At 53.7% G+C, this 15,041-nt stretch carries 14 protein-coding genes; 2 read left to right on the top strand and 12 right to left on the bottom strand.

Annotation, left to right across the window (positions count from 1 at the left end):
• Positions 1 to 44: 44 nt before the first annotated feature.
• From PCH05_RS20770 to PCH05_RS20800, 7 genes are all read right to left on the bottom strand, one after another.
• Positions 45 to 1,280, bottom strand: a complete 1,236-nt coding sequence (locus tag PCH05_RS20770; RefSeq protein ID WP_246049811.1) for an ABC transporter substrate-binding protein — start codon at positions 1,278 to 1,280, stop codon at positions 45 to 47.
• A 275-nt stretch (positions 1,281 to 1,555) separates the two neighbouring features.
• A complete protein-coding gene (locus PCH05_RS20775) occupies positions 1,556 to 3,904 on the bottom strand; it encodes an ABC transporter permease (protein WP_127605443.1) in 2,349 nt (782 codons plus the stop codon).
• A gap of 1 nt (position 3,905) precedes the next feature.
• Positions 3,906 to 4,667 carry an ABC transporter ATP-binding protein gene (locus tag PCH05_RS20780; RefSeq protein ID WP_127605445.1) on the bottom strand — a complete coding sequence of 254 codons (762 nt, stop codon included), beginning with the start codon at positions 4,665 to 4,667 and terminating at the stop codon, positions 3,906 to 3,908.
• Positions 4,668 to 4,810: 143 nt separating this feature from the next.
• On the bottom strand, positions 4,811 to 6,070 hold the full coding sequence (locus tag PCH05_RS20785; protein WP_127605446.1) for a HAMP domain-containing sensor histidine kinase: 1,260 nt from the start codon (positions 6,068 to 6,070) through the stop codon (positions 4,811 to 4,813).
• Entirely contained in the window at positions 6,067 to 6,750 is a 684-nt protein-coding gene (locus PCH05_RS20790) for a response regulator transcription factor (protein WP_127605448.1), read from the bottom strand. The genes PCH05_RS20785 and PCH05_RS20790 overlap by 4 nt, the downstream gene beginning before the upstream one ends.
• 285 nt (positions 6,751 to 7,035) lie before the next feature.
• Positions 7,036 to 7,968 (bottom strand): alpha/beta hydrolase family protein, encoded by a 933-nt coding sequence (locus PCH05_RS20795; RefSeq protein WP_443093736.1) that lies wholly within the window; start codon positions 7,966 to 7,968, stop codon positions 7,036 to 7,038.
• Between the two features lie 47 nt (positions 7,969 to 8,015).
• A complete protein-coding gene (locus tag PCH05_RS20800) occupies positions 8,016 to 8,768 on the bottom strand; it encodes an SDR family oxidoreductase (protein WP_127605452.1) in 753 nt (250 codons plus the stop codon).
• A 162-nt stretch (positions 8,769 to 8,930) separates the two neighbouring features.
• Here PCH05_RS20800 and PCH05_RS20805 point away from each other — a divergent pair, with 162 nt between their 5' ends.
• Positions 8,931 to 9,374: a MarR family winged helix-turn-helix transcriptional regulator gene (locus PCH05_RS20805; protein ID WP_127605454.1), complete on the top strand. Its 444-nt coding sequence runs from the start codon at positions 8,931 to 8,933 to the stop codon at positions 9,372 to 9,374.
• Positions 9,375 to 9,631: 257 nt separating this feature from the next.
• On the top strand, positions 9,632 to 10,369 hold the full coding sequence (locus tag PCH05_RS20810) for a GTP pyrophosphokinase (RefSeq protein WP_246049818.1): 738 nt from the start codon (positions 9,632 to 9,634) through the stop codon (positions 10,367 to 10,369).
• Positions 10,370 to 10,484: 115 nt separating this feature from the next.
• Here the strand turns inward: PCH05_RS20810 and PCH05_RS20815 are convergent, their stop codons facing one another.
• The 5 genes from PCH05_RS20815 to PCH05_RS20835 all read right to left on the bottom strand — a co-directional run bounded on the left by PCH05_RS20815 (position 10,485) and on the right by PCH05_RS20835 (position 14,980).
• The gene (locus PCH05_RS20815; RefSeq protein ID WP_127605456.1) at positions 10,485 to 10,982 is read right to left on the bottom strand and encodes a GNAT family N-acetyltransferase; all 498 of its coding nucleotides are present in this window, start codon (positions 10,980 to 10,982) and stop codon (positions 10,485 to 10,487) included.
• 190 nt (positions 10,983 to 11,172) lie between these two features.
• A complete protein-coding gene (locus PCH05_RS20820; RefSeq protein ID WP_127605458.1) occupies positions 11,173 to 11,685 on the bottom strand; it encodes a ferritin in 513 nt (170 codons plus the stop codon).
• Positions 11,686 to 11,816: 131 nt separating this feature from the next.
• On the bottom strand, positions 11,817 to 12,470 hold the full coding sequence (locus PCH05_RS20825) for a M48 family metallopeptidase (protein ID WP_127605460.1): 654 nt from the start codon (positions 12,468 to 12,470) through the stop codon (positions 11,817 to 11,819).
• A gap of 195 nt (positions 12,471 to 12,665) precedes the next feature.
• Positions 12,666 to 12,947 (bottom strand): hypothetical protein, encoded by a 282-nt coding sequence (locus PCH05_RS20830; protein WP_127605462.1) that lies wholly within the window; start codon positions 12,945 to 12,947, stop codon positions 12,666 to 12,668.
• A 161-nt stretch (positions 12,948 to 13,108) separates the two neighbouring features.
• Positions 13,109 to 14,980 (bottom strand): terpene cyclase/mutase family protein, encoded by a 1,872-nt coding sequence (locus tag PCH05_RS20835; RefSeq protein WP_127605464.1) that lies wholly within the window; start codon positions 14,978 to 14,980, stop codon positions 13,109 to 13,111.
• Positions 14,981 to 15,041 lie beyond the last annotated feature (61 nt).

Here is a 15,041-nt window from a genome sequence, read left to right on the forward strand (position 1 = left end):
AACGGCTGCCTCGCGGCAGCCTTTGTCACAGTCATGAGGAACCGTTATTTTTGCTTAATCCAGAAATCCCGTACCTTGGGCGAGGCAAAATACAAAGCTTCTCCGTCATAATTCCACAGGTTCAGCTGTTCGAAGGAAATCTCGTTTTTGGTCTTCACGTCGGAACGGGGAACCCAGGAGCCCACCTCGTTAAAAGGGTTCATGCCTTCGCCCTGCCCATCCTTCTCGCCCATCATCCAGCGGATGAACAGCTTGCCTGCCGCCTCATGCGGCGCTTTGTTGGCGAGGAACAGGTAACCCGAGTCGGGAACCGATGTTTTCGGCTTGATGTCGTAAATCGGCAGAATGCTCCAGCCTTTCTCCTCCACCTTGGACACATCGCCGGACACCGCCAATCCGATTGCGTCGCTGTCTGCTTTGCCGATGGCATCTAGTACGTCGTCGCTTCCTTTTAATACAATCAGCCCGTTAGCGAACAGCTGCCGGATAAATTCATAGCCTGCATTTTCGGTGCCGTGCAGCTCGATATCCTTACCGAACTTTTCCTTATAAGCAGCCGCCATATCCTCGCTGTTTACGACCATGGTCGTAAACAGGTCCATGAAGGCCGGGGAGCTGAGCGGATCGGCGGTATACACCTTGCCTTTATACTCCGGTGTTGTCAGGTCCCACCAGTTCGTAATGGGAGCGGTCTTGTAATGCTCGGTGTTATAGAAGACGGTGCGGAATTCCAGGTAGTTGGCATACCCTTCCGCTTGCGTGCGATAGGGCTCGTCGACCATGGGAGCCAAATCCTCCGGCAAATATTTGATGTAGCGGCCGGGCTTCACCATTTCTTCCTCCACGGCTCCGCTGACTTCCTTCGTAATGATCACGTCGGGATTGAATTGCCCCGCGTCCTGCTCCTTGGTCACCTTATCCATCATTTCGTCGGATTTTACTTTGCTGACCTCGACTTTGATCTCCGGGTACTGCTTCATGAACGTCTCTGCCGCGTCGTTCGCACGGCCCGAGGTCGAATACACAATGAGCTTGCCTTCTTGCTTGGCCTTAGCGTACAGCGCCTCGACCGTTTCGGCATTGGCATCCGCTCCGCCTTTCTGCCCGGCATCCTGAGCCTGCTCAGCCGGTTTGGAGCCATCCGCCTCCGCGCGATCTTCACCGGCATTGCCGCCGCATGCGGTCAGGATCAGGGCCGTGCCCAATACCAGTGTCGCGGCCTTTCCAGGCTTGGAATGGCGAAGCATAGAACCTAACGGGTTTTTCCATTTCATGTTCATTTGAATTTGGCCTCCCATATCGAATCAAGGTTTGTTAAGCATCCGGATTTGGCTTACCTCTTTACTATAGGGAGGGAATGTAAAGGGAAGATAAGGCGAGAAGATGATTTTGGTAAAAAATTATTATTTATTGTAATTTGAAATAAATTTATCATCCTTAAACTCCCACCGATCCCGCGGCAGGAAAGCAGCAGTATATAAAAAACGAAGCAGCCCTTCGGCTGCTTCGTTTGTATTCACTGTTCGCGGAGGCCCGTTAACAGTCTGAAACCCGGCTATTCCGTGATCATCCCATAAGCCGATATTCGCTTGATCCTGCGGGCTACCAGCATGGATACGAGGTAGGCCAGCGCAATGAGCCCGATGCAAAGCATGACGATCAGGGGAATCTTCACGATGAATTGTACGTTATGAATCCCCGCCCCCGACAGCAGCAACGTAAGCATCGAATTGGTGTATACACAACCCAGCACCCCGCCGATGATGACGCCGACAAGGACAATCGGTATGAAGCTCATCGCGATCTGGGACATCAGCTGAAGGGTCGTATACCCCGTCGCCTTTAATATGCCGAATTCCCGCCTGCGCTTGAGAATCATCGTTTTAATAACCAAATACAGAATCATGACGACGACCAGCACCGTGATCGCAAGCACCAACACCATTACGGCGAACACCGCCGAAATATAAATGCTGCTTTGACTGTCTATCGTCTCATCCACATTGATGATATTCCCGATCTGCTGTCCATGTTGGGCTCTGATGCTTTCAATAAAACGGGTCGTATCCATCCCCTTCAAATAGACGTTGATGACGGAGCCCTCATAGTCCGGGAGGATCTGCCTTACCCCGGGCAGGGTCAGATATGCCGCTTTCCCCATATTGCTGATCGATTGGCTTAGCCCTGTAATCAAGTACGTTTGGGAGGCTTGGCTGATTTCAACCTTGACCGTGTCCCCGATGCCTTTACCAAGCCGTTTGGACACCGCCCAGGATACGGCGATTTCGTTATCGTATTTCGGAAACCGCCCCTCATACACCGTCTGGTTTTCCAATTTGCCAAAATCATCCGAGATGTTCATGTACGTGTCCTGCCCGTCGATCCGGGCCGTAATGAAATCCAAAATCGCGATTTTGGCTACGCCATCCATCCGCTCGATCGCCGGGATCAGCTTTTTGCCGTCTGACGCCGTTTTGGCCTGTATCATGACGTTGGATGTCTCCGCACCTACGAGATGAATAAATGCCTTTTTATTGGATGCCACATTGTAATACAGCACCACGGAGAAGACGGACGCAAAGGTGATGGCTGCGATAATGAAAGCGATCATGCTGTTCTGCTTGCCGTTCATCATTATCGTTTTGCAGGCGAGCATGAATTGAAGACCTCCCCTGGATTTCTCCAGCGGAACAGGGTTCCTTTTGAAATTATGCGTCATCATCCCGCCGCGCAGCGCCGCGACCGGATGAAGCTTCCGAATGCGTGAAGCGGAGAACAGGGTCACAGCCAGCACGAGTATTGTGACGATTAGAACGCTAAGAACATTCGCCTCCGCATCCCAGCCGTGTATCCACAGCAGACCCGTTAATGACGAGACGATGCCCCCAAACGCGGGAATAACGGCATAAGATAGCGCCACGCCAATGACGCCCGCACAAAGCGTAATGAACATGAACTGCATCACAATCGACATCAGTATCTGCCGGCTGGTATAACCTATCGCCTTCAGGGCGCCAATATGGACGATGCCGTCATCGATGCTGTTCGTTACGCGGAACTTGATCACGATCAAGGCGACCAGCACGATGACCCCCGCGAACGCAACCAGAATCATGGAGACGATGTTGATCGTCATCGTACCGACGCTTTTCATCGTTTCGATATCCGTTTCCCAGAAGGTCGGAGCAATCGCGTTCAGGCTCGGGTCCGGGGATCTCTTGTTAAACTCATTCATCAGCTGCTTAGTCGACTGCCGGCTGTCTTTAAGGGCAGCGGACAAACTGATTCCTTCGGCAGCCGGTCCTAAAGCTTCAGACAATTCGCGGTATGCCGCATCCGGCAGCAGGAACTTCATCATGCCCATGCTCGGCGTACCCAGCATCGTCGATTCGAAGAATCCCGCGACGCGGTAGCTGAATGACTTCTCCTGAAAGGTAATGGTGAAGGGATCGCCCAGTTTGTAACCTCCGCTAGTCTTAAAGCTGTATGGAACATAGATGTCATCCGGCTGCACGGGAGCCAGCTTCTGAATCAGCTTCAGAGATGAGAAATGCCGCTTCGCATCGCTATTAAACAGGGCCGCGCCGCTATTCATATCGCTTTTCCCATAACGAAACTTCGCTGCATCCATCAAGATCATGGATTCCATTTCGAATGCTTTCACGTCCGGGTTATTCTTCCAGTAGTCGTGGTAGGCCGCTTTATCATTTGCCTTGTTCAGCATAATGCCCAGGTGCGGATCTTGGAGTTCCTCCACTTTATCGTCATAGAAGGTGCTCATTTTGAACATCACCGTGATGCCGACATTGAGAAGCAGCGCCGCCGCAAAGATCAGGACGAATAATGAAAATGCCGCGCTTTTGCCTCTTTTGATATTGGCCAGGGCCAGATTCACGATGTTCATCCTACCACCCCATATCCGCAAGAAAGGCTTTCAGCTTCTCATGCCTTGCCGAATGAAGCTCCCCGTCGAAAGCACCCAGCTGGAGATCCCCGCAAATGACGCCATCGCGAAGATAAAGCACCCGGTTTCCCCGTAAAGCCGTTTTCATGTCATGGGTAACCATGACGATGCTCTGCCCGTTTCGATTAACGGCGGTCATGATATCCAGCACGCTGTCGCTCGCTGCCGAGTTCAGGGCGCCGGTCGGCTCATCCGCAAAAATGATTTTCGGACTGTTGATCAACGCCCGGACGATTCCTGCCCGCTGCGCTTCGCCGCCGGAAAGCTGGGAGGGGAACTTCCTCCAGGACGTTTCCTCCAATCCGACCTTTGCAAGCAATTGCTCCGCCTTGGCTGCGATTTCCCGTTTATTCCTGCTCACCAGCAAGCCGCTTGCCAGCACATTATCGAGGACGCTCATATTGTCCAGAAGATGGACCTGCTGAAACACGAACCCGCAATGATTTCTTCTGAAAATCGCAAGCTGATCGTTGTTCAGTCTGGAGATATTTTGCTCCTCGAAATGAATTTCGCCTAATGTTGGCTTATCCATGCCGCTGAGGGCATAAAGCAGCGTCGATTTTCCGGAACCGGAGCTGCCCATAATGACCGTAAAATCCCCCTCCGTCAGGCTGATGTCCAAATTTTTGAGCACATGCTGCTGGACGCCGCCGCTGGAAAAGGTTTTGCATAATTTTTCCGTTCTTAACAACTGGTTTGGCATGAAGCGAATCACCCTTATCGATATATTGGACTCCGGCATCATTCGTCCTATACAAAGAAGACTGTAATGCGGATTACAGTCCTATCATACAAAAGCAATTCTTATTTAATCTTTGTTCAATCCTTAACCGTTTCTTAATTCGCTCAGGCCAGCTTGATGCACAGGGTCACGGTGAAGCCGTTTTCCCGGTTATGACACTGGATATCCCCCAGCATTTTTTGCATAAAATACTTGGAAATGAATAGACCCAGTCCCGTTCCGCTTTGTCCTTCGGCGTTATGGCCCCGGTAGAATTTATGGAACAGCAGCGGTAATTCGTCCTCACCGATGCCGGGACCGTCATCCATAATGTCCAGCACCAAGTAATCCTCGCTAAGGCGGGAGGTGATGGTCACCGGTGTGCCCGCGTATTTGTAGGAATTGCTCAGAATGTTATCGAATACCTGCTGCAATCGAGCCGCGTCCGTGACGATCAGGCATGGCGGAATCGGTTCGCAGCGAATCTGGTCATCGAAATTCACGTTCGAGATGATGTCATGCAGTACGCCGCTTAATTCCTCGGTTACCGACACCTTCAGCTCCTGCAGCTCCTCTAAGGTCGCATGGAACATATCCGTTACCAAGAGATCGATTTGCTCCGCCTTGGCATAGATCATGTTCAGCTGCTTGATGACTTTGTCGTCGCTTGCCCGGACCAGCATCAATTCGCTCACCGCTTTAATGGAAGCCACCGGCGTTTTGATATCATGGCTCAAGCTGGCGACCAGTTCCTTCTTGCTGCGGTTTGCCTCGTACTCGCTTTGTCTTGCTGCAGCCAATTCCTCGCGCATAATATCGAAGCTTTCCGTAAAAGCGCCAAACGGGTTATTTTTGTCCATCTTCAGCGGAACATCGAAGTTGCCTCTCGCAATATGCACGGCAAAGCTCTGCAGCTTACGAAACGGCTTAAAGAAGGCATGGTTCAAAAATACAAGATACAGCGTGCAGAATACCGTTAATGCAGCGAAAATTCCCGTCATCACCAGCACAAGCCGCTTCTTGCTCTGCTCGATGACGGCCTCATCATCATAATGAACGATGATTTTACCGGCGGGTGCCCCCTGGATCAGGACATCCGTCACGGTATCCCGGTTTTTCAAAGCATCGTTCAAGGTCGTGGGCAGCCCTTCCGCCGATTGGTAGCGTACGACGCCTTGGTGATCGAGAACAACGAACTGCAGCGGATTGCCGTTATAATTCTCCTGCTCGAGACGGCCCCAATGGCTTTCCGTTATCTTCACGACTTCGTTCACGGCAGCCAGATCGACGTTGGTATTGACCTTCAAGCCAATGGCTCGGAGAGACAGGAACATGCCCGCCATACAAATGAAAAGAACCGTAAGGACCACCCATTTCATCCTCATCCCCGGCGATCCTCCAGGACGTAGCCTGTGCCCCATTCGGTTTTGATATATTGCGGCTGATTGGGGTTTTCTTCGATTTTTTCGCGCAGGTGGCGGATATGCACGTTCAGCGTGCCGTCCCCGGTAAACGAATCGCCCCATACGTTGCGGAACAGCTCTTCCTTGGTGACCACCCTGTTTTTGTGGCTCGCCAAATAAGAGAGAAGCTTATATTCAAGCGTTTTGAGCTTCACGTCCACCCCGTTCACGCTTACGCGGCAGAGGCTGCAGTCAATCTTCACGCGGCCGAATTCTATCGTTTCGTCGGAAGCGTTATTCCCGTATCTTTTGAGCACAGCCTTCACTTTGGCCAGCAGAATACTGAGCGTATAAGGCTTTTGTATGTAATCGTCCCCGCCGATGTTGAGGGCAATGAGAATATCGTCGTCGCTGGAGCGGGCGCTAATGAACAGAATGGGAATTTGCGTCACTTGCCGCAGCTGTTTACACAATTCGAAGCCCGATGCCTCGCCGAGGTTGATATCGAGCAGGATCAGCGAAACTTCATGCGCCTTCACGAATTCCATGCATGCCCTTGCGCTGGTCACATATGCGGATTCGACCTCAAACATATTAAAATACTCGCACGTCGTCTCCGCCAGCACGGTTTCGTCGTCCACGATTAAGCAATCATATTTCATAAGAGACTCTCCATGGAAACTTCATATTAGGCCTTGATTGGATACTTTTGTAATATACCATGGGAATGGGTGAATTGTAATGCTCGGATACGTTGAGGAAACCAGGAGGATGGATGTCTGCCCTGGATTCTCTCAGGCAAAATAACGCTGAGGAATGAACGGGGAACTATATAAAAGAGCGAACACCTTAGGAGTGTCCGCTCAAGAGCATGTGTGGGTTTGTACTTGCAGGTACGATACAGAAGGTTCTTGTATGTCATCCGGTCCGTATCGCCCGTCAGACCCTTACTTAGATTCGATTCGCCCCAGTGCGTTGGCGTTCTCTTCCAGAGCTGCCCGGGCTGCCTTCCAGCTGGAATCGCCGAGTCCGAGCGCGCTCCGCAGGTAAGCCCATGTGACGCGCTGGAGCAGGGCCACTCGTTCGGGATTCTCGTCCGTCGTCTCCGTGACGCTATATCCGGGGATTCCGCCAAGCGAGTGTTCTCCCCCGAAAAGGGTGAGCAGGCTCTTGCTGCCCGGGCTCAGAAAGTACGGATCGGTGAACCAGTCCGGCCCCCGAGTGGATAGCATGGATTGGTCCTGATCCCCCGCGACCACGAGGGTCGGCGTGTTCATGTCGGCGAAGCTCGGGTTCATGAACGGGAAGTGCTCGGCCGCGAACGGGCTTAAGTCTGCTCCGCCCGAACCCGTTGTGGCAAGCAGCACACCTGCCTTGATCCGCGGGTCGGATAGGTCCTCTCCCGGCTCGCCGCCGGCATCCAGAACCCGCGCGCCGAGCAGCGTGCTCACCGTCTGGCCTCCCCAGGAGTGACCGGCTGCGGCGATGCGGCTTCGATCCAGGCGCCCGCTGAGGCTGGGCACGGAATTTTCAATCTGATCCAGTTGGTCCAGGATGCGCTTCAGGTCGTCGACCCGCAGGCGCCAAATCAGCGGTGTACGGGGATCTTCAGGAGGCAGATTCAGCGTTCTGGAGTCCAGGTGGGTGGGTTGAATGACCACGAAGCCGTGAGCAGCCCAAAAGTCGACCAATGGGGCGTAGCCGTCCATCGACGAGCCGAAGCCGTGAGAGAAAACGATAATGGGCAGTTCACGTCCCGTCGCAGGCGCAGACACCCGAACTTGCAGATCTTCACCCCGATCCGGGGCAGATAGCACGACTGGTTTTACCGAGATGACCGGAGTAGACGTATTCACGTTGATTATTTGCATAAATATAATTCCTTTCTTAAAGAGAGATTAGTTTCCATCATACGCTTGAGACAGGATCACCATGGGAGAAGGCGGCTCGCGTTCGAAAACGTGCCCGTTGGACCGTTCTCGTCGAGGAGTGCGAGCCGCACGGGTTGACGGGCGGCCTGCTCGACGGTGCCCGTGCCCTCGAAGTTGTTGAGGTCCGTTGAAGTGAAGCCCGGGCATACGGCGTTGACCTTGATGCTCGTGGGCTCGAGCTCGATAGCGAAAGCGAGCGTGATTGCATTCAGAGCCGTCTTGGAAGGGCTGTAAACGGCACCGAACATCGGGCGGTGCGGATTGGCCGGGTCCGCGTTCAATGTCAGCGAGCCGGCGCCGCTCGATACGTTAACGATGCGTCCAGCCGGTGCTTTGAGCAAGAGCGGCAGCATCGCTTGCGTGACGGCGATCACGCCGAAGACGTTCGTCTCGAACACCGCCCGAACTTCGTCGAGTGATGCAACGCTGGGCCGACCTGCTTGCCCGACCTCCTCCAGCGTCCGTCCAGGCTTGCCCGCGTGCGAAATGCCCGCATTGTTGACGAGGACGTCAAGACGGCCGAGCTCGCTGCGGATGCGCTCTGCCGCCGCTGCGATGGAGTCTTGACTCGTGACGTCGAGCTGGAGCGCACGGGCAGGCGCCCCAATGCTCTCCGCCGCCTTGTGCCCATTCTCGAGATTGCGTGACCCGATGAGCACGGTGAAACCCTGGCCCGCGAGATCCTTTGCAATTTGAAGGCCGATTCCTTTGTTAGCCCCGGTGACCAGAGCGACCGGTTTATTGTGCATGATGATCATCTCCTTTTCGTGCATTGAAATGTGAGTTTAATAAACCGCCACCGGTTGATATGTCAACCTAATGATTAAACATCCTCCTCTGGTTGATGTGTCAACCTTGATGAATACTGTAACATGTTGTGGTTGACACGTCAACCGTGATATGATGTTGCCATGAATAAGAACGAGCTAAATGAAGAAGAAATGCGTATATGGCATATGTGGAAAGGCTCCTTTCAGACCATCTTCGGCCGCGTAATCAAAGACATGTCCGAGAACACAGGACTATCCGAAGGAGATTATGGAATATTGGACCGATTAGACCTGTTTGGGGAGGGCAGCCTTCGCCAACAGGAATTAGCCGACTCGATGGACTGGGATAAGAGCCGATTGTCACACCATTTGACGCGGATGGAGAAACGCGGACTCGTGAGAAGGAAACCGCTGGACACGGATCGTGGCGTTCAAGTCACCATCACTCCCGCCGGGAAGTCGGCGCTTGATGAAGCCCGTCCGGTCGTCTCGAAGGCAATACGCAAACATTTCTTCGATCAATTAACGGATCAAGACATCGAGTCGATCTCCAGGCTGGCGGGCAAAACAAAGTCTTCGTCCTGACAAGTCCCGCCGCCTAGACAGCAATGGTCATGAAAAGCTCCTTCGCCAGAACGGCGAGGGGGCTTTTACTTTCCGTCAGTCTACCTAATATTGGGCCGTGAACAAACCAAAGAAGCTGCCGCAGGCAGCTCCTTTGGTTATTTTATGTGTCGGCGCATGGCAGCCCCTCACCAACTAAGCTATAATAGGAAGAACACGCCTTATGACTATAGAACCATAACAATGAACTAAACATTTTTATAGAAGGACGGTATACCGTGACACAACTTCCAATTGAACAAATGAAAATGATTCAAAAAGAACTGATGCGGTTCATGATGAAATACAAATTCGCTTTGCAGGAGGTCGAGACCAAGATCAAGATCCTGCAGGAAGAATTCCAGCTGCTGCATGACTACAATCCGATCGAGCATACCAAATCGCGGCTCAAATCCCCGGAGAGCATCATGAAAAAGCTGATCCGCAAAGGCGGAGCCCGTTCGCTCGCCGATATCAAGGACAACATTAAGGACATTGCGGGCATCCGGATTACCTGCTCCTTCATATCCGACATATACCGGATCAGCGACATGCTGCAGGGCCAGAACGACCTGAACATCTTAGCCGTCAAGGACTACATCAAAAATCCGAAACCGAACGGCTACAAAAGCCTGCATATCCTGGCCGAGGTGCCTGTGTTCATGTCCGACCATGAGGAATCGATGTGCGTGGAAATACAGATCCGGACCATTGCGATGGATTTCTGGGCCAGCCTGGAACATAAAATCTTCTATAAATATAACGAGACGGTGCCGGATCGGCTGATCGCCGATTTGAAGAAAGCCGCAGACACCGCCTTCGAGCTGGATACAACCATGGAGCAGCTGCATAACGAGATGGATGAGATCAAAATGGCTCACCAGGCCGACGCCAAGGAAGAATTCCAGCTGCTGATCGATAACGAGAAATTCCGGATTCCGGAAAATCTGCTGAAGCTGGTCTCGAAAATAGAATAGGACATACTCGCCACATGCCCATTAGATTCCCTGTAGCGGAACATGTTAAAGCGCCGGCTGCCCAGCCGGCGCTTTGGCTTTCTCCTATCATGTCGGGTTGATCCTAACCGTCAACCTAGCCGGGGTAGGACCAATACATGAACTCCTGATCCATGCGGTCGACCCGGAAACCCAAATTTTCCAAAACGATTCCGGAAGCAGTATCATCCGGGACGCACCGGGATATGATTCGCTTTACCTCGTCATGACCGCAGGCCCAGCCGATCAGCTTACGCGCGGCCTCGATGCAGTAGTCCTGCTGGTAGCTTTCTTTTGTCGCAAAACCAATCTCAACCACGCCTTCCGCATCCGGTTCCCCCAAAAAGCCTATGCCGCCTACGATTTCAAGATTTTCCTTGCACACCATGATCCAGGAATCAAATCCTCGCGTGCCTTTATTTCGGCATAGCGTCTCACGGAATAAAGGAATCGCATCGTAGAAATCCTGGCCGCACCACTCGCCATCGCATGCATGGCTCCGCACCACAAAAGCATGCTTGCCCTCTTTTTCCGCCGCATCGATCAATTCCTGCCCCAGCATGTACAGCATTAAGCGGTCGGTTTCAAGTTTCATTTCCGCATCCTCTTCTCAAAGAATTCATCATTTGTTGCTTCTACCATCAAAGGTCCTGCTCCATTATTTTCAGACAACAAAAAAGCAGAGAATGAACCTTCGGTTCATCCTCCGCCTTATTCCTCATGCTGCAGCCTTTTGTGAGGTAGTCAGCATACCCGCAATCATGCAGCTCGTTCCTTGCTGTTCCTTAAGCTTCGCTAGCCGGCGGAGTGAAGGTGCGCTTCGCAAGCTCGGCATCGAGCATGTAGAACGCGTTGCTGTCATTATCGATGCGGCGCAGCTTCTGGATGATGCTGTCGAAGGTCGCTTCCTCTTCCACCTGCTCATCGATGAACCACTTGAGGAAGTTGATCGTCGCGTGTTCCCGCTCGTCCCACGCAATATCGGACAATTCATAGATTCGCTTCGTCACCGTTTGCTCGTGCTCGAAGGAATGCTCAAAGGCATCCAGCAGCGAGCCGTATTCATTCTGGGGATTTTCCATGCCCGAAACCAGGGCGCGTTTGCCCAGCGTGTTTATGAAATGGAATATTTTCATTCCATGATATTTTTCTTCTTCCGATTGCATGATGAAAAAATTCGCAAAGCCATCAAAGCTCTCCGACGAGCAGTACGCCGCCATGGCCAGGTATACCTGAGAAGAATAAAATTCGTAATTCATTTGGTCGTTCAACTTCGCGAGCAGCTTCTCACTTAACATCGGATCATTCTCCTTCGTGCCGGGATTATAATGAAAGCAAGCCGCATTCGGCGCGAATCTTCAGGATTCAGCATCCAACGACTTCCTTCTCTTTTGCTAGTATGTTGGAAAAATGCGGGAATGTAAAGAGTCTACAGTGTCATCGCTTGTCCATACCTTGCCAGGAACGACTCCTTCTCTTTATAGTCCGGCATCACGCTGCCCACCCGTCTCCAGAACGAACGGTCATGATTCATATGGGTGAGATGGCACAGCTCGTGGATGATGACATAATCGATGACTTCAACCGGTGCCATGGCCAGCCGGTAATTGAAGGTCAGATGCTTGTCCGAACTGCAGCTTCCCCACTTGGTGTGGGATTCTACAATTTCAACGGATTTGGGTTTGACCTTGAGCTGCTTCTGATAGATCGGCAGACGTTCCAAGACGATTCTTTTACAGCTGGCAAAATAAAACTTCTTCAGATCGCGTCTCAGCTCTTCCTCGCTCCGGTGCTCCGTTTCGATGAGGTCGTTCAGAGCGTGGTATGTTCCGAGGTGAAGGAACTTGCCCTGCTCCTGATATTCTTTGGTCTTCGGAGCTTCGCGCGCGTTCGCTATGTCCTGAAGCCGCTCCAAAATTTTCTTGCCATGCTGCCTCACGGCTCTCGCCACCTGCTCGTCCGTCGCTCCGTTAGGCGCTTTAATGGTCACAAGCCCGCTCGGTTCGATCTGGATCGAAATCTTGGTCCGAGGTCCATAGGATACATGGCATTCGATGATGTGCTGTCCGATTTCTATTTTCATGTTCTGCATCGCTTCTTTAATATGATTTTTGATCGGTAAACTCGACTTCCAGATGAGAATGCTCTCTATCGTATGAATGCCAATCTCAGATACTTTGGCTTGATCGCTCTTCGATTCTTTGGAATAAACAGCTCAGTAATATTTCACCATAAAAAGCAAAAAAGGCCACTCTAGAAAAGCAGCCTTTTCCTCTTCTTAACGTCCCCACACCATATTCCACATCTGTCTGCGGTGGTACCGGTTTTGCGGATCGACGCCGCAGCCCATCAGCCACTGCACCGCGTTCTCCCTTTCGGCCGGTGACACTTGTACGCCCATACATTCGGACAGCTGGTCGACCATATTGCAGCAGCCGTGATAGCATCTCAAGTCCTCGTATTTTTGCGCGCGCAGGACGCCGCACACCTTGTGAAAACAGCGCGGGTCCATCATGCGGCGGCGGAACGTTCCCATTAATCGGGGATCAAGCTGAGCCATGCAAATTGTCTCCTTTCGCATATGCATCGATTTCGCCTGCAAAACGGTAGAACGGCGCGAACGCCCGGCCTCCCGGCTGCAAAACGGATACCACAGCATATGGCGAGCTCGCCGGCAAGGACAGGGTTCATACCTGCATCCCCGCAAAAAGGCGTTTGACGCTAGACGCTGCCATATTTCTGCGCATAATGGGCCAGCGTCAGCAGCGGCCAAATCCGCGGATAGCTGTGATAGCGGATATAAAAATGTCCCGGCAGCCCCGCTCCGGTCGGATACGCCGCCCGTCTGCCGCCTGCCTCGCGGTTCCATGCGATCAACAGCGCCATGGCTTCGTCCATCGCCCCGGTCGGCTGATCATAAACCGCGATCAGCGCGTCGAGCGCCCATGCGGTATGCACGACCGTGGAGTAGGGCGCCGGGATATAGGCTTTGGCCGCATCGCTGCGGCAGGACTCGCCCCAGCCGCCGTCAGCCTGACGGATGTCCAGCAGCCAATCGGCGGCTCGGCGCAGGGCGGGATGCCGTGCCGGAAGGCCGACGGCCCTTAAGCCGGTCACCGCGGCCCATGTGCCGTACACATACGTCACGCCCCAGCGGCCGTGCCACGAGCCGTCCGGCTGCTGCCGCTGCAGCAGCCACTCCGCCGCCGCTTGCACCCGGGGATGCGCCAGGGTCAGCCTCGCATGGCTCCCGAGAAACTCCAGCGTCCGCCCGGTAATATCCGCCGCCGAAGGATCAAGCGCCGTATCCTCGAAGTTCTCGAACGCGAACAGGCGCGTCATCACGGAGCGGCTGTTCCGTTCAAAGGCCGCCCAGCCGCCGTCGTCGTTCTGCATGCGGAAGAGGTAACGCACGCCGCGCATCCAGGCGTCAGCACAAACCGCATCATACGGCATGCTCCGCGTCAGCGTTCGGAGGGCCGCCTGCGTATCATCGACGTCGGGATTGGCCGTATTGCTCTCGGAGAATCCCCAGCCGCCATCCCCCTCCCGGTTCAGGCCGCTTATTGCGTGCTGCAGCGGCAGCAAATACTCTACCGCGCGCTGCACGGCTTCGTCCTCCGCCGGCAGTCCGGCTTCCTGCAGCGTGTAAGCGGCAAGCGCCGTATCCCACACGGTGGAAGGAGAATTCTGCAGATGCGACTCCCCGTCATCCGTCTGCGTGACGAACGATCGGAGTCCCTGCAGCGCCCGGGCAACCACCGGCGAGCTCGGCCGGTACCCGATCGCCAGCAGCGCGTAGATCATGAAGAAGGTCGCGCTCGTATAACTGTACAGCGTCCCGTCCCCTTCGATATGCTCCAGAATATATCGCTCGGCTTGCTGGAGAGCCAGCCGCTCCCCGTTGCTGCTCCAAGCAGAATCGCCTTGCGCACGTCCATTTCTATGACTCCGTTGCCGCATGCTCTGCTGCCGCCTCAGCCTACGGTGCTTCTCCGTCGCGTAAAGATGACGTATATCCATTCCGGATGGATGAGGCAGCACGAATTTCATATGTCCCAGGATCAGGAGCGGCGCGAAATGCGCTTTAACGTATGAGCTCCAGCGGTGAAAACCGAGCGGAAGCCGCCGCGGGAGGCGAATCAAGAATAACGGCAGCGGATAGCGCTTCGGCCAGGGGTACAGTCCGTTCAGGGCCAGCATGCATTTGGTGGAGGCATGGGCCTTCTCCACGCCCCCATGGCGGAGAATATACGCCTCGGCGCGCTTCATCTCCGGTGCGTTCCGTTCCATCCTCCCGGTGAGCAGCAGCGAGGTATAGGCTTCGACCGTGGAGGACAGATGACCGCCGTCGTCGTCATACAGCTTCCACTCGCCGCCCGGTGCCTGCTGGCGGATCAGGCGCCGGGCAAGCCGCTGGGTCAGCTCCCGGTCATCCGGACCAAGCGCGCTGAGCAGCAGCAGCATGCCCGCATCCGTCATTGGCCCGTTCTCGAAATCATACCTCCACGAGCCGTCCGGCTCCTGTTCTGACTGCATCCGCGCCATATACCGGCGCATCTCCGCCTGAACCTGCTTCAGCACATCCGCCATCGTCTCCCTCCTTTCGCATCAGCCATGGCCAAACTCGCCCTTTCGTGATGCTCCTATCGTA

Origin of the sequence: Paenibacillus chibensis, from assembly GCF_004001045.1 — a bacterium.
GTDB classification, from domain to species: Bacteria; Bacillota; Bacilli; order Paenibacillales; family Paenibacillaceae; genus Paenibacillus_AQ; species Paenibacillus_AQ chibensis.

Coding starts and splice junctions, on each gene's coding strand:
- PCH05_RS20770 (WP_246049811.1), bottom strand. CDS start 1,280: ATGAACATGAAATGGAAAAACCCGTTAGGTTCTATGCTTCGCCATTCC.
- PCH05_RS20775 (WP_127605443.1), bottom strand. CDS start 3,904: ATGAACATCGTGAATCTGGCCCTGGCCAATATCAAAAGAGGCAAAAGC.
- PCH05_RS20780 (WP_127605445.1), bottom strand. CDS start 4,667: ATGCCAAACCAGTTGTTAAGAACGGAAAAATTATGCAAAACCTTTTCC.
- PCH05_RS20785 (WP_127605446.1), bottom strand. CDS start 6,070: ATGAGGATGAAATGGGTGGTCCTTACGGTTCTTTTCATTTGTATGGCG.
- PCH05_RS20790 (WP_127605448.1), bottom strand. CDS start 6,750: ATGAAATATGATTGCTTAATCGTGGACGACGAAACCGTGCTGGCGGAG.
- PCH05_RS20800 (WP_127605452.1), bottom strand. CDS start 8,768: ATGCACAATAAACCGGTCGCTCTGGTCACCGGGGCTAACAAAGGAATC.
- PCH05_RS20805 (WP_127605454.1), top strand. CDS start 8,931: ATGAATAAGAACGAGCTAAATGAAGAAGAAATGCGTATATGGCATATG.
- PCH05_RS20815 (WP_127605456.1), bottom strand. CDS start 10,982: ATGAAACTTGAAACCGACCGCTTAATGCTGTACATGCTGGGGCAGGAA.
- PCH05_RS20820 (WP_127605458.1), bottom strand. CDS start 11,685: ATGTTAAGTGAGAAGCTGCTCGCGAAGTTGAACGACCAAATGAATTAC.
- PCH05_RS20825 (WP_127605460.1), bottom strand. CDS start 12,470: ATGAAAATAGAAATCGGACAGCACATCATCGAATGCCATGTATCCTAT.
- PCH05_RS20830 (WP_127605462.1), bottom strand. CDS start 12,947: ATGGCTCAGCTTGATCCCCGATTAATGGGAACGTTCCGCCGCCGCATG.
- PCH05_RS20835 (WP_127605464.1), bottom strand. CDS start 14,980: ATGGCGGATGTGCTGAAGCAGGTTCAGGCGGAGATGCGCCGGTATATG.